The organism is Candidatus Desulfolinea nitratireducens (assembly GCF_982879505.1).
The window spans coordinates 1-24808 of record NZ_CEYOSI010000025.1 but is presented as its reverse complement, the minus strand read 5'-3'; the positions used below and the strand labels follow the sequence as shown (position 1 = coordinate 24808).

At 48.3% G+C, this 24808-nt stretch carries 24 protein-coding genes and 1 riboswitch; of the genes, 8 read left to right on the top strand and 16 right to left on the bottom strand.

All coding sequences use genetic code 11. From position 1 onward, the window contains the following. The 7 genes from AC3DOM_RS03870 to AC3DOM_RS03840 form a co-directional block, all read left to right on the top strand. Nucleotides 1-320, top strand: a 320-nt coding sequence (locus AC3DOM_RS03870; protein ID WP_487917710.1) for an alpha-isopropylmalate synthase regulatory domain-containing protein, incomplete at its 5' end; no start/stop codon positions are given. Nucleotides 321-444: 124 nt separating this feature from the next. After that, nucleotides 445-741: a hypothetical protein gene (locus AC3DOM_RS03865; RefSeq protein WP_487917709.1), complete on the top strand. Its 297-nt coding sequence runs from the start codon at nt 445-447 to the stop codon at nt 739-741. A 9-nt stretch (nt 742-750) separates the two neighbouring features. Beyond that, the gene (gene leuC, locus AC3DOM_RS03860) at nt 751-2160 is read left to right on the top strand and encodes a 3-isopropylmalate dehydratase large subunit (protein WP_487917708.1); all 1410 of its coding nucleotides are present in this window, start codon (nt 751-753) and stop codon (nt 2158-2160) included. Then, the gene (gene leuD / locus AC3DOM_RS03855; RefSeq protein ID WP_487917707.1) at nt 2160-2750 is read left to right on the top strand and encodes a 3-isopropylmalate dehydratase small subunit; all 591 of its coding nucleotides are present in this window, start codon (nt 2160-2162) and stop codon (nt 2748-2750) included. Before leuC ends, leuD begins: the two co-directional genes overlap by 1 nt. Nucleotides 2751-3119: 369 nt before the next feature. Beyond that, nucleotides 3120-4676, top strand: coding sequence for a citramalate synthase (cimA, locus tag AC3DOM_RS03850; protein ID WP_487917706.1), 1557 nt, complete (start codon nt 3120-3122; stop codon nt 4674-4676). Nucleotides 4677-4772: 96 nt separating this feature from the next. Next, the gene (gene leuB, locus AC3DOM_RS03845) at nt 4773-5867 is read left to right on the top strand and encodes a 3-isopropylmalate dehydrogenase (protein WP_487917705.1); all 1095 of its coding nucleotides are present in this window, start codon (nt 4773-4775) and stop codon (nt 5865-5867) included. A gap of 312 nt (nt 5868-6179) precedes the next feature. Next, on the top strand, nt 6180-6839 hold the full coding sequence (locus tag AC3DOM_RS03840) for a hypothetical protein (protein WP_487917704.1): 660 nt from the start codon (nt 6180-6182) through the stop codon (nt 6837-6839). 52 nt (nt 6840-6891) lie between these two features. Here AC3DOM_RS03840 and AC3DOM_RS03835 read toward each other — a convergent pair whose 3' ends face one another. The 12 genes from AC3DOM_RS03835 to AC3DOM_RS03780 form a co-directional block, all read right to left on the bottom strand. Further along, nucleotides 6892-7929 (bottom strand): hypothetical protein, encoded by a 1038-nt coding sequence (locus AC3DOM_RS03835; RefSeq protein ID WP_487917703.1) that lies wholly within the window; start codon nt 7927-7929, stop codon nt 6892-6894. Next, nucleotides 7926-8201, bottom strand: a complete 276-nt coding sequence (gene hisE, locus AC3DOM_RS03830) for a phosphoribosyl-ATP diphosphatase (RefSeq protein WP_487917702.1) — start codon at nt 8199-8201, stop codon at nt 7926-7928. Before hisE ends, AC3DOM_RS03835 begins: the two co-directional genes overlap by 4 nt. 4 nt (nt 8202-8205) lie before the next feature. Beyond that, a complete protein-coding gene (gene hisI / locus AC3DOM_RS03825) occupies nt 8206-8535 on the bottom strand; it encodes a phosphoribosyl-AMP cyclohydrolase (protein ID WP_487917701.1) in 330 nt (109 codons plus the stop codon). Further along, nucleotides 8532-9302, bottom strand: a complete 771-nt coding sequence (gene hisF / locus AC3DOM_RS03820; RefSeq protein ID WP_487917700.1) for an imidazole glycerol phosphate synthase subunit HisF — start codon at nt 9300-9302, stop codon at nt 8532-8534. Before hisF ends, hisI begins: the two co-directional genes overlap by 4 nt. A gap of 58 nt (nt 9303-9360) precedes the next feature. After that, nucleotides 9361-10086, bottom strand: coding sequence for a 1-(5-phosphoribosyl)-5-[(5-phosphoribosylamino)methylideneamino]imidazole-4-carboxamide isomerase (gene hisA, locus AC3DOM_RS03815; protein WP_487917699.1), 726 nt, complete (start codon nt 10084-10086; stop codon nt 9361-9363). A gap of 143 nt (nt 10087-10229) precedes the next feature. Next, nucleotides 10230-10835 carry an imidazole glycerol phosphate synthase subunit HisH gene (gene hisH, locus AC3DOM_RS03810; RefSeq protein ID WP_487917698.1) on the bottom strand — a complete coding sequence of 202 codons (606 nt, stop codon included), beginning with the start codon at nt 10833-10835 and terminating at the stop codon, nt 10230-10232. After that, nucleotides 10832-11422 (bottom strand): imidazoleglycerol-phosphate dehydratase HisB, encoded by a 591-nt coding sequence (gene hisB, locus AC3DOM_RS03805; RefSeq protein WP_487917697.1) that lies wholly within the window; start codon nt 11420-11422, stop codon nt 10832-10834. Before hisB ends, hisH begins: the two co-directional genes overlap by 4 nt. A gap of 66 nt (nt 11423-11488) precedes the next feature. Further along, a complete protein-coding gene (gene hisC, locus AC3DOM_RS03800; RefSeq protein WP_487917696.1) occupies nt 11489-12592 on the bottom strand; it encodes a histidinol-phosphate transaminase in 1104 nt (367 codons plus the stop codon). 150 nt (nt 12593-12742) lie between these two features. Further along, nucleotides 12743-14062 (bottom strand): histidinol dehydrogenase, encoded by a 1320-nt coding sequence (gene hisD, locus AC3DOM_RS03795; protein ID WP_487917695.1) that lies wholly within the window; start codon nt 14060-14062, stop codon nt 12743-12745. After that, entirely contained in the window at nt 14063-15067 is a 1005-nt protein-coding gene (gene hisG / locus AC3DOM_RS03790) for an ATP phosphoribosyltransferase (protein WP_487917694.1), read from the bottom strand. It abuts the gene before it with no gap. Between the two features lie 445 nt (nt 15068-15512). Beyond that, the gene (gene metK, locus AC3DOM_RS03785) at nt 15513-16691 is read right to left on the bottom strand and encodes a methionine adenosyltransferase (protein ID WP_487917711.1); all 1179 of its coding nucleotides are present in this window, start codon (nt 16689-16691) and stop codon (nt 15513-15515) included. Nucleotides 16692-16807: 116 nt separating this feature from the next. Continuing rightward, a riboswitch (SAM riboswitch) is annotated at nt 16808-16936 on the bottom strand. Between the two features lie 288 nt (nt 16937-17224). After that, entirely contained in the window at nt 17225-18175 is a 951-nt protein-coding gene (locus AC3DOM_RS03780; protein ID WP_487917693.1) for a formylglycine-generating enzyme family protein, read from the bottom strand. 226 nt (nt 18176-18401) lie between these two features. On the opposite strand from AC3DOM_RS03780, the gene AC3DOM_RS03775 reads away from it, so the two are divergent. Beyond that, nucleotides 18402-19088, top strand: coding sequence for a response regulator transcription factor (locus AC3DOM_RS03775; protein WP_487917692.1), 687 nt, complete (start codon nt 18402-18404; stop codon nt 19086-19088). 18 nt (nt 19089-19106) lie between these two features. Here the strand turns inward: AC3DOM_RS03775 and AC3DOM_RS03770 are convergent, their stop codons facing one another. From AC3DOM_RS03770 to AC3DOM_RS03755, 4 genes are all read right to left on the bottom strand, one after another. Further along, entirely contained in the window at nt 19107-20348 is a 1242-nt protein-coding gene (locus AC3DOM_RS03770; RefSeq protein ID WP_487917691.1) for a C39 family peptidase, read from the bottom strand. Between the two features lie 69 nt (nt 20349-20417). Next, on the bottom strand, nt 20418-21068 hold the full coding sequence (locus AC3DOM_RS03765) for a class II aldolase/adducin family protein (protein WP_487917690.1): 651 nt from the start codon (nt 21066-21068) through the stop codon (nt 20418-20420). Nucleotides 21069-21170: 102 nt separating this feature from the next. After that, nucleotides 21171-23489, bottom strand: a complete 2319-nt coding sequence (locus AC3DOM_RS03760) for a tetratricopeptide repeat protein (protein WP_487917689.1) — start codon at nt 23487-23489, stop codon at nt 21171-21173. Between the two features lie 24 nt (nt 23490-23513). After that, the coding region (locus AC3DOM_RS03755) for a DNA polymerase (protein ID WP_487917688.1) at nt 23514-24808 on the bottom strand (1295 nt) is incomplete at its 5' end.

Here is a 24808-nt window from a genome sequence, read left to right as displayed (position 1 = left end):
CGGTGGACGCTGCCTATAAGGCGATCGATGAGGTCGTAAAAATGCCCAATACCCTGCTTGAGTTCCACATCCATGCAGTCACCGAAGGCATTGACGCCATCGGTGAAGTGACCGTACGGCTTGAGCCAGAAAATGGAAGCATCCCCGAGCGCACCTCCCCCCAAAGCGGAGAGGTGCATAAACGCACCTTTGGCGGGTATGGCGCACATACCGATATCATCGTGGCTGGTGCAAAAGCGTATCTCGCCGCATTGAATAAATTGCTCGTCGCCAGTGGTCGTTATGGTGAAGTTGAAACCGCGACAGAGGTTGGCGCATAAAACTCTGCCCTCACCCCCGCGTCGCTACGCTTGCTCCCCCTCTCCCGCGTTGCGGGAGAGGGAAGTTCGAGCAAAGCAAGAACGGGTGAGGGCAGGTTCTCATCACTTAATCAAGGAGAATAAAATGAGCAAGAAAACAAAAATACGCACAAAAGAAGACCAAAAAACAGAAGAAGAACATATGATGGAAACATTCCCGGAGCCCCGAGGCATGCCCAACGAATGGAGCCTGTCTGATTTGGCAGACGCCAAAACAAAGAGGGATCTGCTGGATGATAAAAAGGTAGTCTCCTTGCAAAAGAGCGCAAAGGAAAGTAATGGAGACTCTCCAGAAATGAAAAAAGACGAAGAGCATCTGATCGAAACTTTCCCCAAACCGCGCACCATGCCTTCTGAGTGGCATTGCAATAATTGCGACTAAACATCGATGATGCATAAAAAACCAAAAAATCTCTTTCAAAAAGTATGGGATGCGCATCTTGTTGCTGAAAATGATGACGCACCCTCCATTCTTTATATTGATCTTCATCTCATCCACGAGGTGACCTCACCCCAGGCCTTTAGTGGACTGCGGGATAAAGGGCTAAAAGTTCGCCGCCCGGAGCGCACTATCGGGACCATGGATCATTCCATCCCCACCCTCTCTCTTGATCTTGAGACTGCCGACGATATGGCCGTCAAGCAGTTGGCACAATTTGAAAAGAATTGTACCGATTTTGGGATCCAGTTTTACGGCATGGATAGCCCGAATCGCGGCATCGTCCATGTGATCGGGCCGGAGCAGGGATTTACCCAACCCGGACAAACCATCGTCTGTGGCGATAGTCATACCTCTACACATGGCGCTTTTGGCGCACTTGCTTTTGGGATCGGCACCAGCGAAGTGGAACATGTTCTCGCTACACAAGCTTTGCTTCAAAATCGCCCCAAAACCTGCCTCGTCAAATTTGAAGGAAAACTTCAGAGGGGCGTGACTGCCAAAGATATGATCCTTGCCCTGATCGCCAGGATCGGCATTGGCGGTGGGACAGGCCATGTCTTTGAGTATGCAGGCGAGGCCATCCGTACATTGAATATGGAAGAGCGGATGACCCTCTGCAATATGTCCATCGAAGCGGGTGCGCGTGCCGGAATGATCGCCCCAGACAACGTCACATTTGAGTATTTGGCTGGGCGTCCCTACGCCCCGAGCGGAGAAGCATGGAAAGCTGCCCTCAAAAAATGGCGTCAACTTCCCTCAGACAAGGGCGCTGAATACGATCAGACCATCACGATCGATGTATCCAAACTTGAGCCAATGGTCACTTTCGGAACCAACCCGGGGATGGGCACAGAGATCAATTCAAGTGTCCCAAGCCCAATTCACGAGAGCGATCCTGCGAAAAAATCCGCCCTTGAAAAAGCCCTTGCTTATATGGATTTGGCCCCGGCCAGCGCGCTAAAGGGGCATCCCGTCGATGTGGTGTTTATCGGAAGCTGCACCAACTCCCGAATGAGCGATCTGCGTGCCGCCGCATCTATCCTGAAAGGTCGCAAAGTCGCCGAGGGGATCCGCCTGCTGGTTGTGCCTGGCTCTGAGAATATCCGCTTAGAAGCAGAGGCCGAGGGGATCGATGAGATCGTCCGCGAAGCAGGCGGTGAATGGCGCTTTGCCGGATGCAGCATGTGCATCGCGATGAACGGCGATAATCTCGAACCTGGTCAATACGCTGTCAGCACGAGCAATCGAAATTTTGAAGGCCGGCAAGGCAAAGGTGGGCGCACATTTCTCGCCAGCCCCCTGACCGCCGCCGCCAGCGCGATCACTGGCAAAATTACCGACCCCAGAGAGTTCATCTAATGAAATCTTTTACCAAACTAACTTCCAAAATCATTCCCCTGCCTCATACAGACGTGGATACCGACCAGATCATCCCGGCCCGTTATCTGAAAGTGATCGATAAATCGGGGTTGGCAGAAGGTCTCTTTGATAGCTGGAGACGCCTTGAAGATGGCAGCCAAAATCCCGAATTCCCGCTTAATCAGGATGAATACCAGGATGCTCAAATTTTGCTTGCCGGTGATAATTTCGGTTGCGGATCATCCCGTGAACATGCCCCCTGGGCGTTAATGGGATGGGGAATTAGCGTCGTGATCAGCACCTCCTTCGCAGACATATTTCGAAATAACGCGCTAAAGAATGGCTTGCTTCCGATTGTCGTCAGTGAGGAGATCCAGAAATCTCTCTTCGACCTCAGCGAGGAAGCACCTGCCGCAACCATCGACATTGACCTGGAAGCCCAACATTTCTCACTCCCCAATGGAGATATGGTCTCGTTTGAGATCGATACTTTTAGCAAAACCTGTTTACTGGAGGGGATTGATCAGCTTGGCTATTTGATGAAGCACGAGAATCAGATCGCGGCGTTTGAAGCGATGCGTAACGAGTAACAAGTATTGCGTATCGTATACCAGTGCCTGAGCGGAAGGCTAACGAAGGGAGCCGATAGTCGAAGGACGGCGATTACGAACACCGCTCTCCACTCTGTCGAGTACAGGCGACTACATATCTTGCATCACTCGATATTCCGCTCAAAGACTTTGTCTGTTATTGGAAAAAAAAATTATGATAAATAAAAAGAAGGTGAACTGGGCGTGGAAATTATTCCTCGCCCAGCGTATTGAGAAGCTCTGGTACAGCGATTCTCCCCCCGCAATCGGGGGGAGTTAGAGGGGGGCAATAAAACCCCCACCTAGCCTCCCCCGCGAGCGGGAGAGGAATAAAAACTTTCTTTATTATTTGTATGCAAGGAGATTCTCATGTCTACTATCATTCTTTACGATACCACCTTACGCGATGGTACTCAAAGCGAAGGGATTTCTCTCTCGGTCAACGACAAGATCAAGATCGCCAAACGCCTCGATGATTTTGGGATTCATTATATTGAGGGGGGCTGGCCAGGCTCGAATCCCAAAGATGTGGAGTTTTTTGAACGGGTCCAATCGCTAAAATTGAAGAACGCTAAAATTGCTGCATTTGGCGCAACCCGCAGAAAAAATAGTAAGGTAGAGGGTGATCCCAATATTCAGGCCCTTGTGGATGCTCAAACCCCCGTTGTAACGGTGGTTGGTAAAAGCTGGGATCTGCATGTCCGTGACGTGCTGGAGACCACCCCCGAAGAAAATCTGGCGATGATCGAAGAGAGCGTCGTTTATCTTAAGAGCCTGGGCAAAGAAGTTATTTACGATGCGGAGCACTTTTTTGATGGCTATAAAGCCAATCCCGAGTATGCCCTGGCAACTGTCCTGGCGGCAGAACGCGGGGGGGCAGATGTCCTCGTTCTTTGCGAGACAAATGGCGGGGCCCTCCCCTGGGAAGTGGAAGAGATTGTCAAAGAGATTGCAGAAAAGACGCAAATATCCCTAGGCATCCACGTCCACGATGATGGTGGGAACGGCACATCCAACTCACTGGCAGGAATTCGCGCCGGGGCGATCCATGTACAGGGGACGATCAACGGTTATGGAGAGCGGGTGGGGAATGCCAATTTATGCACCGTCATCCCCAATTTACAACTTAAAATGGGTTATCACTGTGTCAGCGCTGAGAATTTGGCGAGACTTTCTGACCTTTCTCACTATGTGGCCGAGATTGCCAATCAGCCACCCAATCATTACATGCCCTTTGTAGGAAAAAAGGCTTTCGCCCATAAAGGCGGCATCCATGTGGCTGCTGTTCTTAAAAACGAAGATTCATATCAGCATATTGACCCCACCCTGGTAGGGAATAAACGCCGCACCCTGGTATCGGAACTTTCTGGGCGAGGCAATGTATTAGATAAGGCACAAGAGTTTGGGATCGATGTTAGCAGCGAAAGCGCCCGGCAGGTTGTTGATCAAATTAAAAATCTCGAGGCAAAAGGATTTACTTTTGAAGGTGCAGAAGCATCCGCGCAATTACTTATGCAGCGTGCGGAAGAAGACTACTCACCTCCATTTGAATTGATCGACTACACTGTTGTGGTAGAACACCGTAAAGGCCTGGGCGTATTTGCCGAAGCGACTGTCAAAGTGAACGTAAATGGAGAAGTTGTCCACACGGCAGCTGAAGGTAACGGTCCAGTTAACGCGCTAAATAGAGCCCTTCGTAAAGCATTGACAAACTCCTATCCTCGCCTTTCCAAAATACACTTATCGGACTATAAAGTTCGCATTCTGGATAGTGAAAGTGGTACAGCCGCGATCACACGCGTGTTGATCGATACAAAAAACGGCAATAACGATCGCTGGAGCACTGTTGGCGCGAGTACAAATATCATCGAAGCAAGCTGGCGCGCACTTGCAGACAGCATGGAATATGCCCTACAGACTGGATAATCAAACACTCCCCCTCCTGACCTCCCCCGTTTCACGGGGGAGGAACTGTTCTCCCCCCGCGAGCGGGGGGAGTTAGAGGGGGGCAAAGGAGAAAACATGAAAGCAAAAATCACGCTACTCCCCGGTGACGGGATTGGGCCTGAGGTCGTTGAGGCTGCGCAAAAGATTCTTGAAAAAATTGGTCAGAAATTCGGTCATCACTTTGATATGGAAGCTCATCTTATCGGTGGTATCGCAATAGATAAGACGGGGGTCGCGCTCCCGGAAGAGACGCTTGCTGTGTGCAAAAAAGCAGATGCGATCATCCTGGGTGCGGTCGGCGGCCCCAAATGGGATGACCCGAACGCCGCCGTACGCCCCGAGCAGGGTTTGCTCGGTTTACGAAAAGAATTGGGTCTCTTCGCTAATTTACGCCCGGTCCAGCCGCATCCGCAATTAATGGGGGCATCCCCGCTCAAAGAATCCTATCTTGAAGGTGTGGATATGCTCATCTTACGTGAGCTGACAGGCGGGATCTATTTTGGTGAGCCGCGTGAGAAACGCATCAATGCGAATGGCGAAGAAGAAGCGCTCGACACGATGATTTACAGTGAGAGCGAAATTCAACGGATTGCAAGACTCGCCTTTGAGATTGCAGGTGAGCGGCGCAAAAAAGTGACTTCAATTGACAAAGCCAACGTCCTGGAATCCTCCCGCCTGTGGCGCAAGACAGTTGGGAAAGTCGCAAAAGATTATCCTGAAATTGAACTTGAAAATCTCCTCATTGATGCCGCAACAATGCACCTGCTCTCCCGCCCCCGCGATTTTGATGTAATGGTCACAATGAACTTATTTGGAGACATTATCACCGACGAAGCCTCGATGCTGACCGGGTCGATGGGAAATATGCCCTCTGCCTCGTTGGGCGATGCGTTGAACGAATTCGGGAAACAGCGCGGTCTCTATGAACCAATCCACGGCTCCGCGCCGGATATCGCCGGTCGAGGAATCGCCAACCCGATCGGAATGATTCTCTCGACAGCAATGATGCTCCGTCACTCGCTGGGATTAATCAATGAAGCGGAAGCCATTGAAAAGGCGGTCGACTCGGTTTTAAATTCCGGTCATCGCACGGCTGATATAGCCAAGGAAGACGAATCCCCGCTCAGCACATCAGAAATGGTTAATAAACTCATCGAAAAATTAGCATAAGCGCTTACCAATAACAAATATAGATGTATGGGATCAATATTTTTCGATTTACGTCTTTGCGAGGCAGCTCTAACGCCGACCTGTACTCCGAAGGGGTAAGCAATCTCCCTGCAGATAATAAGGGGATTGCTTCTCTACGAGATGCTGCGCGATCGCAAAAGAAGTTCGCAATGACGCGGCGAGTGCGGAGAGTTAGGTTCATGAACATAAATCACAGTGTACATTGCGAATAAGTGATAATATTTGATTTTTCACTTATAATGTACTGTTGAAACGTTGAAATAAACACTTAATATTGCAGGAGAAATACGCATGAAACATCTAATCCCTTATATTCTATTCTTCAGTTTGCTGCTAAGCGCATGCGGAGCAATACAATCGGCCCCAACAACTCCGACGATCAGTCCTGAAGATATTCGCGCCACAGCAGATGAAATGGTCTACGGTATGCTTACCCAAACGCAGGCAGCAATGCCAACCAATACGCTTGCACCCCCAACAAATACACCCTTACCAATTGCCACTGCAACAATCACTCTGGTGCCGACCCAATCCGCACTGGATGGCTCGCCAACAATATCTGTGGCTACCACATCTCCATCTGCCATTATCGTGCCAACAAATACTTCCGCATCTACAAACGTGTTTGCTTGTACCGAAAAACCACTCACTGGCTGGACTGGAGATAGCGCCCGATTATCGGTTACCAATTATGTAAATGACTCAACAGCCAATGTTTTCCTTTGCATCACAACCAAGTATGACAATGATGCTGGATATATAAATATACCTGTGGTGAAATCAAATAGCGCTGATGTACCCATGGGCTGTTACAGTGCAACAGCCTGGGTGGATGGCAAAAAAGATTTTAATGCCACGACAACTTTTTGTATTAATAACACAAATAATGTTCAACTTATCATTGATGATAACCGTCTGACATTCACAGCTGGCTGCGCACCAAATTGCTAAAGATTAGTTTCCTGAATACTTAAAGATCCCCGTATGGGGATCTTTTTTGTACCTAGAAAATCTCGTCCAACGCCAGATCAACACCCTCAAAAATCCGTGCACCTTGCGCCTGCAAATACTCGCCTTTATGCGGCGTTCTTGCGATCCCTATTTTATTTACATGTACCGAAATCCCCCGCCCATATAATACCTTTTCCATTTCACCCACGCTAATAAGTCCAGCGGGCGTGTCTTCGAAGACCCATATCTCGCTACCCTCTAAATACCCAATTACATCTGCCCCTCCCCCATTCAATGCAGCATACGCGTCCAGCATACTCGTATCCATATCTCTTCCAAAAGACATATGGGAGGCTGCCAACGCGTGGACAGGAGAAGGTTTCGCAAGGGAGGTTGTATTCTCACCAACCTCCTCGGCGAGCCATTCAATTTCGCCATAACCAACCAAAGGAAATCCCTCCAGCCCAACCAATTGGAGACCATAATGGGCATCTGGCATCCCTCTTGAAGGGCGATTCGTCATCACCACACCCCCATTTTCGGGATCTTTCAGCCAGGCGAGAAGCCGATTTCTTACGTCCGCACCAAGCAGCGGCTGATCAAATTGAAACAGAAAACTCTCCACATCCAAATTTCCGTTTTTCCCATAGATGCGCTTAAAGTCATTGCTCCCCAAAATCATCTCCTGAAAAAGATTTAGCGTGGGAGAATGGTCGATGGATTGACTATTCCTGATTATGGAAATCGCGTGCGCAGGATCAGCTCCTGTCTTATTTACAAGATGCTGGATGGCTCTCTCAAGCCGAAGCCGGGCATGGTCCTGGGCTGGCTCCCGTTTAAGAGAATCAAAAAGGGGAGGTAATGAAATTTCCCCAATAAGGGCGAGCAACGCCATACAAGCCGCGCTGGAATGCCATTCACTGGAGATGCCCAATCCCTCGAATTGAGCGATTTCCGCATCCGAAAGTGTGATCCCTTCATACCCCAAGGCTTGCGCCCCCAATCGGACTGTCTCCTTAAGTGCACGGTGATAGCCAATAGGTTTTAGCAAAACTCCGTCCATATCGAAGATGAGTATTTTTTTGCTCATTGCAGATGTCTCTTGCGCAACTCGTCTTCCACATCGCTCAAACTCAATCCTTTTACAGATAGCAAAACCAGCGTGTGGTAAAAAAGATCGGCCACCTCTTCGATGATGCGTTGATCTCCTTGCCCCTTTGCAGCAAGGATGACCTCGACTGCTTCCTCCCCAACCTTTTGCAATATGCGGTCTTCACCATCGGAAAATAAGCTCGCCGTATAAGATTTTTCGGTGGGGTGGGTCTTTCTATCTTCAATGATCTCAAATAGTTTTTGAAGCATTTCTCTACTTTCCTATTTCAATATCCTGATAAAAACAACTCTGTTTCCCAGTGTGACAGGCGGGGCCAGCAGGCTTGACCAATATCAGAAGAGTATCAGCATCGCAGTCTACCAGAATTCTACGAATATTCATAAAATTTCCTGATGTTGCCCCCTTAAGCCAGAGTTCGTTACGACTGCGGCTCCAGAAATGAGCCTGACCCGTTTTTTGCGTCAGCTGAAAAGATTCCGCATTCATCCAGGCAACCATGAGAATATCCTTGGTTTCTTCATCCTGCACGATCGCTGGAATTAAACCACGCGCATCAAATTTCAAATCGATCTGATTTATCATGATCCACCTTCAACCATCCTGACAGGAATTCCTCTGCTCAGCAACTCCTCTTTAACCTCCGCAATTGTCAGGACCTTATCGTGAAACAGGGAGGCAGCGAGGGCTGCATCTGCGCCGCCAAGGGTGACCGCATCTGCAAAATGGGACACATTCCCCGCGCCACCGCTGGCGATAACGGGCACATTCACTGCCTCAGCAATTGCGCGGGTGAGTTCCAGATTATAACCAGCGAGGGTCCCATCCGCATCCATGCTGGTTAGCAGGATTTCACCAGCGCCCATATTCACACCACGTTTCGCCCATTCCACCGCGTCCAATCCGGTAGGTTTTCTCCCACCGTGGGTGTAGACTTCCCAGCCCTCACCCTTCTTTTTCGCATCGATGGCGAGGACAATGCACTGTGCGCCAAAACGTCTTGCTCCCTGAGAAAGCAGATCGGGATTTTGGACAGCGGATGAATTGATCCCGATTTTATCTGCCCCTGCAAGCAGGGTGCGGCGCGCATCCTCGACGCTGCGGATACCGCCTCCAACAGTCAGCGGCAAAAAAACTTTCTCGGCCACCCTCCGAACAACATCAAGCATGGTCTCTTTGCCCTCATGCGTAGCAGAGATATCGAGAAAGACAAGTTCGTCTGCTCCCATCTCATCGTAGGCTTTTGCCTGTTCTACAGGGTCACCGGCATCTCTCAAACCAACAAAGTTGACGCCCTTGACCACACGCCCATCTTTGACATCCAGGCAGGGGATGATCCGTTTTGCTAACATGCCCCACCCCCACCTACCCTCCCCCGCAAGCGGGGGAGGAACTTATTCTTTGCTTTAATTAACATATTAAAGCCTCCTTCAACGACAGGTGATTTTCATATAAAGCGCGTCCAATAATCACTCCGCTCAAACCGGCTTCTTTGACCTGGCGGACATCATCCAGTGAGGCGATCCCACCTGAGGCAATCACATCCAGGCCACTTTGCTCAGCAAGTTGACGGGTATTCTGCGTGTCATTGCCGATTCCCATCCCGTCGGTGGCGATATTGGTGTAGATGATCATCGTCGCACCGATCTCCTTTAATGCGGAGGCAAATTCAAAGAGAGAACGATCCGAAGCCTTTTGCCAGCCACGCGTCATAAGGACACCATCCCGCGCATCCAGGCCAAAAACGATTCGGTCAGCCCCAAATTCGCCAATCGCTTTTTCAGCAAAACTGGAATTTTCGAGGATAGCCGTCCCCAAAATAACGCGGGTGATACCAAGGGCGAGGGCGCTCCTGATATCGTCTAGGCTACGCAGCCCCCCGCCCAACTGTGTAAAGATTTTATCTCCGCAGGCGGCGAGGATATTTTTGATCGCACGCTGATTTGGCTCGGTATTTTCGCCAAAGGCACCGTCGAGATTGACGAGGTGCAACCAATGCGCGCCCTGTGCCTGCCAGTTTTGAGCTATTTGAGCTGGATCGCTACTGTAGGCTTTCTGCTGCGTCGGGTCGCCCTGACGAAGCCGGACAACCTCTCCTGCGCGGAGGTCAATCGCGGGGTAGATGGTAAAGGACATAATATGCTCCTAAATAAAATAACATAGCCAAAACGGAGAACCCGGTAGGGAGCGCAGTCGAAGGAGGGCATTGAATGGATCGCTCTTTACCCTGTCGGGTACAGGCGACTACGCTACGCTTCGCTCAGAGACTGGGCATGTTTTTATATTTTCTCCACAAAATTTTTCAGGATTTGCAATCCGATTTTTTGGCTTTTTTCAGGGTGAAACTGAACACCATAGATATTCTTTAAATTGACAACGGAAGTGAACTCAACCTCGTAATCAGTGCTTGCAAGAATATGCGCAGCGACCTCGGGCTGGCAATAGTAGCCATGATTGAAATACACATAACTTTCATCAGGGATTTCGCTGGTCAGCGGTGAATCCTTTAATAGCTGAAGCGTGTTCCAGCCAATTTGCGGGATTTTGAGGGTATCACTTTCAAATTTGAGCACACGCCCCGGAAGGAGAGAAAGCCCCCCGTGAACGCCATGTTCGTATCCTTCTTCAAAAAGAAGCTGCATCCCGAGGCAGATGCCCAAAAGAGGTTTCCCGGAATCTGCAAATTCCTTGATCACCGGAACAAGATCATTTTTTTTCAATCCATCCATCCCATCTTTGAAGGCTCCCACACCGGGCAAGATTGCTTTTGATGCGGCGAGAATTTTCTCAGCGTCGTTTGTAATGAGCGCTTTCCCGCCGACAAATTCAATCGCTTTTTGGACAGAGTGTAAATTCCCTGCACCGAAATCGATGATCGCGATCATGAGAGTTTTCCTTTTGAGCTGGGGATGAGATCCGATCGACGTGGGTCAATCTGTGTTGCCGCATCCAGGGCGCGGTCAAAAGCTTTGAATAGCGCCTCTGCCATATGGTGGTTATCTTTTCCATACAAAATATTAAGGTGCAGATTCATCCGACTCGTGACCGCAAGGGATTCGAAAAAATGCTCAAGGAGGGAGGTTGGAATCCCGCCGACATCGGGACTGACCCAATTTGTCTGGATGACAGAATAAGGTCTGCCCGATAGATCGAGTACAACATTTGCCAGCGCATCATCCATGGGGACGCTTGCTTCTGCCATCCGCGTGATGCCGCGCTTTTCACCAAGTGCCTGTCCAATCGCCTCCCCCAAAACAAGTCCGCAATCTTCGATGGTGTGATGCGCATCGATATGCAAATCACCTTTGGCCTGGAGGTCAAGGTCTATCAACCCGTGGACAGCGATCTGGGTCAGCATATGGTCAAAGAATCCGATGCCAGTATTAATTTTAGCAATTCCACTCCCATCGAGGTTGAGAGAGAGGGAGATATCGGTTTCATTCGTTTTTCGGTTGATTGTAGATATTCGCATGATTTATCCTTTTCTTTTCACCACAGAGTCCACAGGGAGCACAGAGAAAAGCTCTTCTCTATATCTTTAAAACTGTGTGGTCTCCGTGCTCTTTGTGGTTAGGTACTCCAACAACACATCCATCTGCTCAGGTGTTCCAACGCTGATGCGGATATGGTCATCCAGGCCGGGGTTGCTAAAGTAACGGACCAAAATACCGGCAGAGGCAAGGTCTGCCTTGAGTTTGGCTGCCTCTCGTCCAAGCACGCGGCAGAGGATGAAGTTCGATTTGGAAGGATATGGTTTCAAATATGTAATTTCCTTCAACGCCTTGAAAAGCCGCTCCCTCTCAGTGATGATCTTTTGCCCGATTTCTTCCAGCTCCCTGGCATGGCGAAGTGCTGCCAAAGCCGCTTCACTTGCAGCAACGGAAATATTATAGGGTTGCTTTGCCGTCCATAAATAAGGCATCAATGCTGAGGGGAAGACTCCGTATCCCACACGCAAACCGGCCAACCCCGCCCATTTACTGAATGTGCGGAGGACGATCAGGTTTTCACGCTCAGAAGCTTGATGAATATAGCTTGCATTTGGAGGGGCGAATTCCATATAGGCTTCGTCCAGGACAAGTAGCAGATTCTGCTCGAGGAGGGCATCAATGATTTTTGGCGAGAGCAAGCCTCCATCCGGGTTGTTCGGATTTGCCAGAAAGAGGAGCTTAGGCTGATATTTTTCAATCGCATTGAGGAGGGCATCCGCATCCACGGAAAAATCATCCAATCTGGGAATATTGACGACGCGCCCTCCGTTGACGGCGGTATCAAAGGCGTACATGCCAAAGGTGGGCGGGCAGTTTAGGATCACCTCACCGGGGTTGATAAAAAGGCGCAAAATCAGATCAATCAACTCATCGGCACCTGCACCCGTGAGAATATTTTCAACAGGCAATTGATGGTATTCGGCAAGGGCGCGTCTCAAAAATCGGCTCTCAGGATCAGGGTAAATATGAGCATTGGACAGATCCTGAAGTGCCTTGGCAACAGCAGGCAAAATGCCATAGGGGTTCTCATTGGCATCCAATTTGATGATCTTATTGGCCGGAATGCCCAACTGCTCGGATAGCACCTCAAAGGGGATGATGGGCGTATAAGGCTCCATATTGAGGATGTGGGGTCTGAGAAGTTTTTTCATAATTTATCCATAAGGTTATGCAGATTTTTTAGATTTCAGGTTCACCACAAAGGCACGAAGGACACAAAGTTTTCTCTAAACCCACAAAGAGCTTCCTTTGTGGGCCTAATGAAACTCTTTGTGCTCTCTGTGTTTTTGTGGTGAGTTTCATCATTCAGCATTCTTAATTCTGATTTTAGATGCATTCGCGTGCGCGGTCAGTTTTTCGGTATCAGCAAAATCTGCCGCGATGGGACTCAGCTCAGCCGCGGTCTGCGGATCGAGGGCAACTACGCTGGAAATTTTAACGAAGTCCAACAGGTTGAGAGGCGAGGCAAAACGCGCTGTCCCGCTGGTTGGCATGACGTGGCTGGGGCCAGCAACATAATCGCCCAGTGCTTCAAAGGAATGTTCGCCGAGGAAGAACCCGCCAGCGTTATTAATTTGATCCATCAGACCTTGCGGATCACGTACTGCCAGGCAGAGATGTTCGGCAGCATACTCGTTTGCAAGCCTGGCTGCCTCCTCGATGGAGGTTGTTATCACAATGCCACCTTTATTTTCCAGCGAGGCTTTGATGATCTCTGCGCGGGAAAGTTTGTCCATTTGCGCGGCGACTTCCTTTTGAACTGCTTTTGCGAAATCGGCATCAGTGGTGAGTAAAATTGCACTGGCCTGCACATCATGCTCCGCCTGGGCGAGTAAATCAGCCGCGACCCAGGCAGGGTTCGCCGTCTCGTCAGCGATGACCATCGTCTCAGTAGGGCCAGCCAACCCATCCAGGCCAACCAAACCATATAATTGCTGTTTTGCCAGGGTGATAAAGAGATTCCCGGCGCCGACGATCTTATCCGCGCGGGGCAGGGTCTCTGTCCCAAAGGCCATCGCGGCAATCGCCTGCGCACCACCGATCTGATAAATTTCGTCAATACCGCAAATAAAGGCAGCAGCCAATATCGAATCTTTGGGGTTTGGCGGGGTGCAAACAAGAATATCCTTCACGCCCGCTACCTGAGCAGGGATCACGCTCATCAACAGGGAGGAAGGCAGCGGAGCTGTCCCGCCCGGCACATATACCCCGACACGCTCTATCGGTGTAAAACGTTGACCAATTTCCCCTCCCATTTCCTTTGTCAGCCAACTGGTGATGGGTTGATTATTATGAAAACTGCGAATCCGCTCGGAAGATTTACCCAAAACTTCCTGCAATCGAGAAGGGATGCGGTCCCAGGCGGCCTCCAACTCTTTTTTCGGAATTACAAAATCTGCCTGATCAAATTTATCTATCAAGGCAGACCATTTCCGAACAGCTTTATCGCCATCCTCATCAATCGATTTCAAAATCTGCGCCACAGCCTGATCTGGCCTCACGCCTTTGCCAAAAAGAGTCTCCGTCCTCTCGATCGTTAGTGGTGAATACTTATCCTGATAAATCGGTTTTCGCACCAGCAAAGATCGCTGTGCTTCTTCTACAGAATAGATTTCAATCATTTATGCCTCCAATGCAGATAACATTGCAGAAAGTTCTTCGGGTTCTTCTTCAAAAATATAATCAACCTGCGAAACCACTACCCCGCTGCCTCCAACCTCACGGATCTCGCGTACGGCCTGGTGCAATTTCGATTTCGTGACGACCAAATGAGCAGCGTACCAACCCCGTCCTTCTCTTGTGATGACCTGCGAGATAGTCGGCCCCTGCAATCCTCCGATGACTTTCTTTTCGAATATTTTTTCGGCGATCTTCTGAGGGGATTCACCTCGAATATTGGCAAAGATCGACAATTTTTCATTCCCTCGCAAATAAGCCCCGATCACCTCCAGCAGTTGGATGGCAATCTTGCGGGTCGCAGGATTCTTTTGCAAACAGACCTTATTAGCGATCAGACAAGCCTGCGATTGGAGTAGCTCACCACCCTCCAGGATTTTCAAATGGTTATCACGCAGTGTTGTCCCTGTTGAGACGATATCCACAATCAGATCGGCATAGCCAACTGTAGGGGCAATCTCCAGCGCACCCTCCGATTGAATGACCTTGAACTGGACTCCGCTATTTTGCTCGAAAAATTTTCGGGTCAGATTTGGGAACTTGGAGGCAACTTTTAGCGGACGTTTCAGGCTTGCTTCCATGATGGATAAATCTGCCAACGAATTGACTTCTCCCCAGGACTGAGGCAGGATCACATTTAAAGAGCAATGGGAGAAACCCAAACGCTTATGCAACTCAAGAATATTGCCATTCTCGTCTTTTCTTTCAAGATAAATATCCCTGCCAGTAATCCCAAAATCCACACTGCCATCGCGCACACTATGGACAATATCACCCGGGCGTTGAAAAATGACCTCCATCTCTGGAAACCGGAGGATGCTGGCCTGATACTGGCGAGGATTTGGACTATAAACCCTGAAACCCACATTGGCTAAAAGTTCCTTGCTTTTCTCTCCCAAAAAACCCTTGCTGGGAAGGGATATCCTGATCTTGCGTTTCTCTGCTTTCATCAACCACTCCTATATTTTTAATTACCTGTGCATCGCACTTTACTGATGATTTTCAAATTGGTTTCGATCGTCCTGCAGGTTTAGATTGCAATTATGGGAACCTGTGGGACGTTTTCCCTGGATAAAATAAATTGACAGTAATGAACATCAATAAACCACAAAAAAAGCGCTTCCCAATCGGGAAGCGCTTCCAAAATGCCTGCTAATTCAATTTCTATTCTTACTAAGAAATGCAAAGCTCCTTAAAGCAATCCTGCCCGACGTGAGAGTCGATTGAATGAGCGTAATGATGATGGTTGGAAGACAAGAGTATGCATTTCATAACGGGGAGAAGTTTATCATAAGAAAAGAGATGGGGCAAGTTTGGATTTTTTGATATAAAAAACGCCAAGTGTTTTGAAGCACTTGGCGTTGGATGTTGAAATTCTATGAACCCGAAAACTGTCTACAAACCAGCGGCAGCTTTCAACGCTTCAGCTTTATCAGTCCGTTCCCAGGTGAATTCAACATCTTCACGGCCAAAATGACCATAGGAGGCCGTCTTGCGATAGATCGGTTTACGCAGGTCCAGATCACGGATGATGGCACCGGGGCGCAGATCAAAGTGCTCGGTGATCAACTCGGCAATTTTCTCATCTGCGATTTTTCCCGTACCAAAGGTCTCGACGTTGACCGAGAGCGGGTGGGCAACGCCTATCGCGTAGGCCACCTGAATTTCACAGCGATCAGCGATCCCGGCTGCGACAACATTTTTCGCCGCCCAGCGAGCTGCATAAGCAGCCGAACGATCCACTTTGGTGGCATCTTTCCCGGAAAATGCACCACCCCCGTGACGTCCCATTCCACCGTAGGTATCGACGATGATCTTGCGTCCGGTCACACCCGCATCGCCCATTGGGCCACCAATGACGAAACGCCCGGTCGGGTTGACGAAAATCTTGAGGGCATCATCCACCATGTCAGCAGGGAGAACAGGATTGATCACATGCTCAATGATCGCTGCACGGATATCTTCCTGCGTTATATCGTCTGCGTGCTGGGTGCTAACAAGAACCGTATCAACGCGTTTTGGCTTTCCTTTGGAATACTCAATAGTGACCTGGCTCTTGCCGTCGGGGCGGAGCCATTTCAAGGTCCCGTTTTTGCGGACTTCTGCCAGGCGCAAAGTAAGTTTATGCGCCAGGTAAATTGGCATTGGCATCAGCGTTGGGGTTTCGTTGCAGGCATAACCAAACATCATGCCCTGATCACCAGCACCAATCGCCTCGATCTCAGCTTCGGTCATTTCACCAGATTTGGCTTCAAGGGCTTTATCAACACCCATGGCAATATCAGTACTCTGACTGGCAATTGCAGAAAGGACGCCACAGGTATGTCCATCAAATCCTTTTTTCCCGCGGTCATAGCCGATCTCCACAACAACCTCGCGAACGAGTTTGTCGAAATCCACATAAGCCTCAGTCGTGATCTCACCCAGCAACATAACATATCCTGTTTTGATCGCTGTCTCACAGGCAACACGTGAACGTGGATCCTGCTCCAGACAAGCGTCCAGAACTGCATCGCTGATCTGGTCACACATTTTGTCCGGGTGGCCTTCAGTCACAGATTCAGATGTGAACATCAGGCTTTCGGAAGTCATAAAGGTAGAGCTCATAGTTTTTTACCTCGCTAAAAATAGGAAATGCCCCTTCAGGTATTCGTGAAAGGGCATCTTGGCAAGGTTTTTGCACGGCTGCCCTCTCATCTTCCAGAAAATTCACTGCCGGATTTGGCACCTTTGCATTGTTTATCCTAATGGTTTGAGATAAACAAAACTAGGTTGTCGAGGCTTCACAGGGCCGGTCCCTCCGCCTCTCTGGATAAGAGTTGCCGTATTGGGGCTATTGAATTGTGGCGAGAGTTTACCATAGCGGATAAAACAAGTCAACTTTCATAAGCGGGCCGCTGGATATGTAAAACCACTTGATCAAACGATCTTGGATTAGACGAGTCACATCAGAATTTCAGCTTGTTCCCATTTAAGAAACGCAGATTTGGATATTAACAAATCCCGTTAAAAAAACCTCCCTCAAATCCTGAGGATTTGAGGGAGGTTGGGAGAGAGCCACAAGATAATCTTTCCCTCCCAGTCGATCCTAATTTAGCGGTAGCAGGTTAGTTATTCGAAGCGCAGCGGAAGCCGATTTTCGGTGAAGATTCACCATGGAATTCAGGTGAATCCATATCATCGGCATCAGGATTTGGGCCACTGGCGCTGCCACGGTTAGAGACCCGAATATCCCTTTCTACATCCTGATACGATCCACCGCGTATTACACGTAATTGAGTAAGCATTCCCCTTGCAGCAAGGGGACCGCTTGGATTGGCTGCAACCGCAAGGGAATAGTAAGCCGGATCATAAAAATCGGAGACCCATTCCCAAACATTGCCCGACATATCGAGTACGCCGAAGGGGCTGGCGCCTGCCGGAAAACTTCCAACACGGGAAACATCGTTGATTTTATGATCGAAATTGGCGCGTGAAGTATCCGGCCTTTCATCACCCCAGGGGAAATTACGGAAGTCATCACCACGAGCAGCACGTTCCCATTCTGCCTCGGTGGGAAGGCGTTTACCAGCCCAGGCGCAATAATCGGAAGCATCGCCCCAGGTAACATATATGACGGGGTAATCGGCATACTGCTCGGTATTAAAATATTTCTGATGCTTTTCAGATTTGAATAAATCTGGTGGTTCACAGGCACCTTGCTGAACACAAAGCATATACATGGCGTTGGTGGTTTCAAGTTTATCCATCCAGAAGGCAGACATGGAAACCTTGTGGTCTGGTTTCTCGTCTTCCTCGGCCTTTACATCAAGAGCTCCCATGCGGAAATTTCCTGACGGGATAAAAACTTGTACCATCCCGTCCACAGGAGATGTACGCTCTGAACCAGCGCTTGTATCCTGATCCACAGGAGCCGCAGTGGGATTAAGTACAGCGGGGGCGGCGGTGGGGAAAGCCGTTGCGATAGGAATCGGGGTCGGTTCAGCAGCCTTGCCAATCGCGCCACATGCAGTGACAAAAAGCATTATCACCATTAAAATAGGAATTAGTTTTTTCATCTCGTTCTCCTTAACTAAATTTTATCTATAAGCTGAGTATATCTGCGAGAGATTTTTTTTGTAATCACCCAATAGTCACAATTTAATGTTTTTTTGCGACCCACTGCGACCAAATGGTGTATAATTACAATCTGATAATGAAAAATAAGGCAAAAATTGCGACTTTTCCTCAGATATCCTATGAAATGACCAATAAGTCCTTATACCACCTACACACGGAATCATTATGACCCCATTAGCCAAGACCATACGCGTTTTAATCGTTTGCGATCAATCTGACACCGCCCCTTTGTTGGGATATATGATTCGCGAAAAGGGTTTAAATGCGATTATAGAGACCTCTGTACAGCGGGCAAGCGACCGGGCAATGGAGATCATGCCTGAGCTGATCGTGATTGATGTGAATGCCCCCCATCCGGAACGGATCGCTTTAGCTAAAAAATATCGCACAATCAGCAGAAGCCCTATCCTGCTCTTTTTGCCTGCTCATCATGAAACAGAAATTCTGGAGGCCTATCAGGCAGGTGTTGATGAATGTATCGTGAAACCGGTCAGCCCGGCCATATTTCTGGCAAAAATCTCAGCCTGGTCGCTACGCAGCACAACCTCCCCGCTCAAGCTTCCTGATTCGCCTCAGCTCCGACTTGACTCAACCAGACGGATAGCCCTGGGACCCAAGGGGGAAAAAATCAAGCTTACAAATCTCGAATTCCGTCTATTGAGTTTTCTTATGAATCGGCCCGGATATGTTTTTAAAAATGAGGAAATTTTTCCTGCCGTTTGGGGTATCTCTGCCATGGATGACCAGACAGCACTTAAAAATGTAATTTACCGCCTCAGAAAAAAACTCGGGAAAGATCGGGAATATATGATCCAAACCCTGCCCGGAGGTTATTCCTTTCGTGAGGATTAATTTCTTATCTGCACAGGCTCATTGAACATATTCAAGAGCAGTATGTGCGTCCGCATAGGGAGAATCGTTGATGGAGAGCGCTTTTTCCCAGGCGGCTTTCGCGTCTTTGAATTCATTCTGTCTATAAAGCGCCCAACCATACCAAAACCAGGTTTCTTCGGACATATTCGTAATACCGCGCGCATAATCGGCAAGTAACAGCAATTCATCAATACGGTCGGCATGGAAATAGGCCCAAAATGGGCCAAACTGATACCGGAACATGCGTAGAGGTAATAATTCAAGTTCGCGTGCTTTGTCATATGCTAGGGCGGCCTCTTCGTATTCTTCGAAGTAAACAAGGTTACTGCCTAGATTAAACCAAGCATAAACATTGTTCGGGTCGGCTTTGATTTCTGAACGGGAATTAGCTAGAGCATGTTGACGATTGGCATCCGGATTCCAATCGGAGCCAAGCAAGATTTCAAGTTCGTTTTCATCACGCGGATAGTAGAGCACCATATATAAATTATTAAAAGGCTGCCATTCATCCTCGAGCTGCTCGTAGGAAATCGTCAGATCAGCGCCATGATAGGAATCTTGCACAATAAAGGTCTGCGTGGTGTCATCGTATCCAGTCAAGAGAAGGTAATGCGCAGCCCACAGATCATCGGATGGCCCGAAGGCATCATTTGGGTCAAGACTGGTGACACTTTCAACAATAACAGGGTAATTAGCTGCAATTAATTTTTTTAGCATATCCAGGTCGCCGGCTACGCGATATCCAATATTTAGCCAACCTGCGAAGTTACGCACATAATAGGCCATCTCTTCTGGATTGACATTGCGATCCTGCAAAACTGGCTTGATTTGCGCGGCGATCTCGGATTGGTCACCTTCCCACCCATATAAATGCAATGCCATAGAAAGCGTTGCTGGCCCACAATTATTAGGGGTTTGCTCCTCATAGGGTGGACTGGGAAGTAAAATCTTCTCTGGCAAAGGTGCGCTGGTTGCGGCGGGGTTTACAGGTAGCGTTTCAAGGGTAGGCGTAGCGATAGCTAAAGTTTCGGTCACTTCAACAGTTTGTGCTATTGAAGGTAATGGCGTCACTGGCAAGGCAGTCGGTACCGGACCGGGCGGATTGACAATATTCCTCAGATAGATAATAAACTTTTCATACCGCCAGGATAGCGCCGATTCCACTCGTGGGATTTGTAAAACCAATACTGCCAATATGAACAGTACGGTTAAGATAATGATAATTTTCTTTTTCGACATGGCGAGAGTTTACCAGAAATACCTTAGCGTAATATGTGCTAAAAAGGTTCGAAATCATTTTTCCAATATTCACCGCTGCCCGTATTTATTTTTCTTGTAATCTTGCATCGCTTTTATATCTTCGGCTGAAATAAGCTGCGGTGTGCCAATACTCAAAGCTAGAATATAAATCTGGGCTGTTTTTTCAACGACATGGGAAACCGTAAGTGCGGTTTTCATATCCTCACCAACACACAGAGTCCCATGGTTGGGCAGGAGTACGGCATTACGTTCTTTTCCCAATCCTGCTGCCACGTTCTGACCAAGTTCTTTCGTTCCAGGCAGAGCGTAGATCGAGCAGATAATTTTATCACCTACGATTTGGGCAAAATCCTCGCTAATCGCAGGCAGATCCATTCCATTAACACCCAAAACAGTCGAATATATTGGATGAGTATGAACAACAGCATTCACATCTGGCCGAGAATGGTAGACTGCGATATGTGTCTCTTTTTCAATAGAGGGAACTCGCGCACCATCAACAATATTTAGATCATTATCTAATACAACAATATCATTGGGTTCAATTTCACGGTAATCCATCCCGCTTGGGCTGATATATACCAATCCCGTTTCAGGGTCCCGAACACTAATATTTCCCCACGTTCCCACAGTCAGACCTTCTTCAAGCATCGTCACCCCAGCAGCGACGACTGTTTCTTTATAGCGTTTACCAGTCATTATTGATTTTCCTTATCTGCACACAGAAAGAACCGCCAGGTTTTTGAAGCTTGGCGGTAAGATATGATTTATCTGAATTCTAAATATATAATAATAATGGCTTCATTGCCCATCGGCCTGAATACTTGCCAACACCTGCTGATATTCTTCTGAATTAGCCGGCTTTATGCTCAAGAGCATTGTGATCGTTTTAACTGCCTGCTCTTTATCCCCTGCTTCTAAAAACATTTCGGCAGCATTATCAAACTCTTTAATCGCCTCATCTTTATTACCAAGGCGATAGTATTGCTCTGCAAGAATTCGATGCACCTGTGCGATGGAGGGATGATCATTGAGCAAGTTCTTTATCAATTCAACTATATCGTTTTCTTCTGAGGGATGCTCTGCCAGGTAACTTGTATAGTTATCCAGCTCTCGCAACCCCTGCGATTTATTCCCTAGTTTAAAATTCAGATCTATCAGGCTCTTTCGCGATTCGCTGTCTTCTGGACTAAGAGTTCGAATTTGCTCAAAAACTCTGACGGCTCGTTTCCAATCAAGACGCTGCATATCAATATCGGCCATGCGCTGTAGAATGTGAATATTCCACGATCGCTCCGCGGTACCTTGCTGCGCTGCTTGCAATGCAGTTGTATAGGTTTTTCGTGCCATATCCAATTCTGCAAGGCGATAATATATATCTGCCAGGTTCAAATATTCCTTGATCGCATCGTCAATCTGGCCGCGTGCGGTTAGTTGCTCAATCAACTTTGTGCGGGATGAAAGATCCATAGGCGCAAGCTGAAGGATTTTACGCAAGTAGACAGAAGATTGATTTGCTTCACCACGAATGCTATATGCCTCAGCAATTACACTAAATTTTGCAATGGCTTCTTCGTTTCTCTCATCCTGTATTAGAAGATTACCGATTAGCGAATGGAGAGGGAGATAATTAGGGGCGAAATAAATCGCCTGAAAAGCCTCGTCCATTGCTGAGCGCATAAAACCTGCGCGTGCCAGCTCGTGGACACGAGAGATCGCTCCCAATACCTGGCTGCTCTCAGCCTGAATCATAACCTCGGCCAAAGGCATTAGCATCTCACCATCTGACTTGGGGAGTTCTTTTCGAGCATTTCGAAGATGGTCGCGCCAGTTTGTCTGCATGAGCAATTCACTCACATTCTCACATAATCGGACGTGAAAATCTTCATCATCTTCATTAGCCTGGGCTTCGATCAAAGGCTCATATAGCTGGCGCAGCGCGTCAGCCTGATCATCAGAAGCAAGAATTACATCGGCCAACTTTAAGGCCTCGAGATATTCTGTCGCCGCCTCGGGGATGCGCCCCAAGCGTTGCAATATCTGCCCCATCAACAAACGTGCAGCAAGCCCAAAATCCTCATGCTTCACTGATTGCTGAAGATTACGCATCGCACTCTCGAGCCGATCTCCACTAGAGCGGAGCATGCCCAAGTCAAAATAAAGAGCGGGATGCTCAAACCCTGCCGCGAGAGCATGTCCTAACTCATCTGCAGCGATTTCATCATTATTTTTCGACTGGGCATCAATCGCTTGCCCCAAATGCAAGACGATCTTTGTATGAGACAGCTTTTTTAATGATAACTGTGCCGTTCCATGCATGATAGCTTGCATTCCCTTACGTTGTTTTTCTCCCTCACTTTCTGAATATTCAAAGAGAATTTCAGCAAGTATCATCATTGCTTTTTTGCGCGCCTCCCCAATGGGATCAGGACTGCTGGAGACCTCTTTCAACGGCGTATTCAATTGTTTAACTTTGGCAATGCGTAGTGGCGCCGTTCCACCGGTCGGGCGAATCGGCTTCGGCAACAGCTTGTCCGAATTTAATAATACCTGTGCTTGTTGCGCGGCCTGATTACCAGGCATAATTTTTAATGCCCGCCCCACCAATTCGGTGGCTTTATCAATTTTCCCAGAACGTTGCATCAGGCTTGCAAGCGCTAAATATTCAGTAACGGCCTGCCCCTGGTGCTGCATCCGCTCATGAACCAGAGCAAGACGGGAATGCGCCAAAATATGTTCTGGATCAAGTTGTGTAACACGTGACCAGTTTTCAATAGCTTTCTGTACATCTTTTTGGGCCAGATACAATTCGGCCGCTTTGGTCGCAGCATTTGTTGCGTCTTCCAAATTACCCAAACGCTCTGATAATTGCGCCATTTTCTCAAAAGGCATAGGATCTTCAGGGGATATTTCGGACAAGGATTGATACGTTAGCAAAGCCTCATCAAATTGCTGAATCTGATATAAAGCCAATGCCAGACTTGAAAGCGCCTTAGGATTGTCTGGCATCTCTGTCAATGCACTACGATAGGAAGCCGCGGCTTTATCCCACAGCTGATCCCACGCTGCAGAATGACCGTTATTCATTGCTTTCTGAAAATTAGCTTCATTTCCTGTCATGAAAAAAGTCTCGTCAATTAATTTCTACAGATCCCCCCACGTCAGCCCCCAACGGGCTTCGGTGGACAAGGGAATATCCAATTTATACGCTGATTCCATTGCGCTGGTTACTGCCTTAATAGTATCATCCAATTCATTCTGTGGACACTCGATAACCACTTCGTCATGCACCTGCAATAACATCTTACTATGCAGGCCAGTACCTTGCAAAGCCTTTGCCACATCCAACATCGCGATCTTCATAATATCTGCCGCGGTTCCCTGAATGGGAGCATTGATCGCCTCACGTTCTTCACGATTTCGCTGATTCTGATTGGACGGATTCTTCAAGGAGGGAAAATATCGTCGACGGCCCAACAGGGTTTCCACATATCCCTGCTCTGATGCTATTATACGGATATTGTCCAGATATCGTTTTACTCCAGGGAATTTCACAAAATAGGCGGTGACAAAATCTTCTGATTCAGCCAAAGTCAATTCTGTGGAACGAGTCAGCCCGAAAGCGGACATGCCATAGATCAAGCCAAAATTAACCGCCTTGGCATGGCGACGCATATCCTTTGTTACTTCCTCGAGACGAACTCCATAAATAGCTGCTGCCGTTGTGGCATGAATATCCTGCCCCGAACGGAATGCCGCCAGCATTGTTTCATCCTGGGCCATATGGGCAACAATACGCAACTCGATCTGAGAATAATCGATTGCGAGTAGCACATTCCCCTTTTCAGCGATAAAACCCTTGCGCACCCGGCGCCCCAGCTCAGAGCGGATTGGAATATTCTGCAGATTCGGGTTTGACGAGGCCAAGCGTCCAGTCACTGAGCCAGTTTGATTGAAAGAAGTATGTACGCGTCCCGTTGCTGGGTTAAGGGCAGCTGGTAAAGCGTCAACATAAGTGGATTTCAATTTGGAAAGCTCGCGTTGCTCAAGGATCAAATCCACAACCGGATGATCTCCGTGCATCCCCTCCAATACCGCTGCTGATGTGGAATAATGTCCACTTTTTGTTTTGCGCGTACGGTCCGGCGGCTGTAAACCGAGTCGATTAAATAGTATATCTGATAGCTGTTGGGTGGAATTTAGGTTGAAAGCCTTGCCTACCAGCTCAATAACCTGCTTCTCAATTTCTATCAGACGAGTTTCCAATTGTACAGACATTTCCTTAAAGAAAGGAATATCCAGCAAGATACCGGCCATTTCCATTTCGGCCAATACCTTAATTAGAGGCATCTCCAATTCATAAAGCAATTTTGTCCCCGCAACGCGTTCAAGGTCTTTTTTCAATAAAGGATACAGCCGCAGGCAAATTTCTGCATCAA

Coding starts and splice junctions, on each gene's coding strand:
- AC3DOM_RS03865 (WP_487917709.1), top strand. CDS start 445: ATGAGCAAGAAAACAAAAATACGCACAAAAGAAGACCAAAAAACAGAA.
- leuC (WP_487917708.1), top strand. CDS start 751: ATGCATAAAAAACCAAAAAATCTCTTTCAAAAAGTATGGGATGCGCAT.
- leuD (WP_487917707.1), top strand. CDS start 2,160: ATGAAATCTTTTACCAAACTAACTTCCAAAATCATTCCCCTGCCTCAT.
- cimA (WP_487917706.1), top strand. CDS start 3,120: ATGTCTACTATCATTCTTTACGATACCACCTTACGCGATGGTACTCAA.
- leuB (WP_487917705.1), top strand. CDS start 4,773: ATGAAAGCAAAAATCACGCTACTCCCCGGTGACGGGATTGGGCCTGAG.
- AC3DOM_RS03840 (WP_487917704.1), top strand. CDS start 6,180: ATGAAACATCTAATCCCTTATATTCTATTCTTCAGTTTGCTGCTAAGC.
- AC3DOM_RS03835 (WP_487917703.1), bottom strand. CDS start 7,929: ATGAGCAAAAAAATACTCATCTTCGATATGGACGGAGTTTTGCTAAAA.
- hisE (WP_487917702.1), bottom strand. CDS start 8,201: ATGCTTCAAAAACTATTTGAGATCATTGAAGATAGAAAGACCCACCCC.
- hisI (WP_487917701.1), bottom strand. CDS start 8,535: ATGATAAATCAGATCGATTTGAAATTTGATGCGCGTGGTTTAATTCCA.
- hisF (WP_487917700.1), bottom strand. CDS start 9,302: ATGTTAGCAAAACGGATCATCCCCTGCCTGGATGTCAAAGATGGGCGT.
- hisA (WP_487917699.1), bottom strand. CDS start 10,086: ATGTCCTTTACCATCTACCCCGCGATTGACCTCCGCGCAGGAGAGGTT.
- hisH (WP_487917698.1), bottom strand. CDS start 10,835: ATGATCGCGATCATCGATTTCGGTGCAGGGAATTTACACTCTGTCCAA.
- hisB (WP_487917697.1), bottom strand. CDS start 11,422: ATGCGAATATCTACAATCAACCGAAAAACGAATGAAACCGATATCTCC.
- hisC (WP_487917696.1), bottom strand. CDS start 12,592: ATGAAAAAACTTCTCAGACCCCACATCCTCAATATGGAGCCTTATACG.
- hisD (WP_487917695.1), bottom strand. CDS start 14,062: ATGATTGAAATCTATTCTGTAGAAGAAGCACAGCGATCTTTGCTGGTG.
- hisG (WP_487917694.1), bottom strand. CDS start 15,067: ATGAAAGCAGAGAAACGCAAGATCAGGATATCCCTTCCCAGCAAGGGT.
- metK (WP_487917711.1), bottom strand. CDS start 16,691: ATGTTCACATCTGAATCTGTGACTGAAGGCCACCCGGACAAAATGTGT.
- AC3DOM_RS03780 (WP_487917693.1), bottom strand. CDS start 18,175: ATGAAAAAACTAATTCCTATTTTAATGGTGATAATGCTTTTTGTCACT.
- AC3DOM_RS03775 (WP_487917692.1), top strand. CDS start 18,402: ATGACCCCATTAGCCAAGACCATACGCGTTTTAATCGTTTGCGATCAA.
- AC3DOM_RS03770 (WP_487917691.1), bottom strand. CDS start 20,348: ATGTCGAAAAAGAAAATTATCATTATCTTAACCGTACTGTTCATATTG.
- AC3DOM_RS03765 (WP_487917690.1), bottom strand. CDS start 21,068: ATGACTGGTAAACGCTATAAAGAAACAGTCGTCGCTGCTGGGGTGACG.
- AC3DOM_RS03760 (WP_487917689.1), bottom strand. CDS start 23,489: ATGACAGGAAATGAAGCTAATTTTCAGAAAGCAATGAATAACGGTCAT.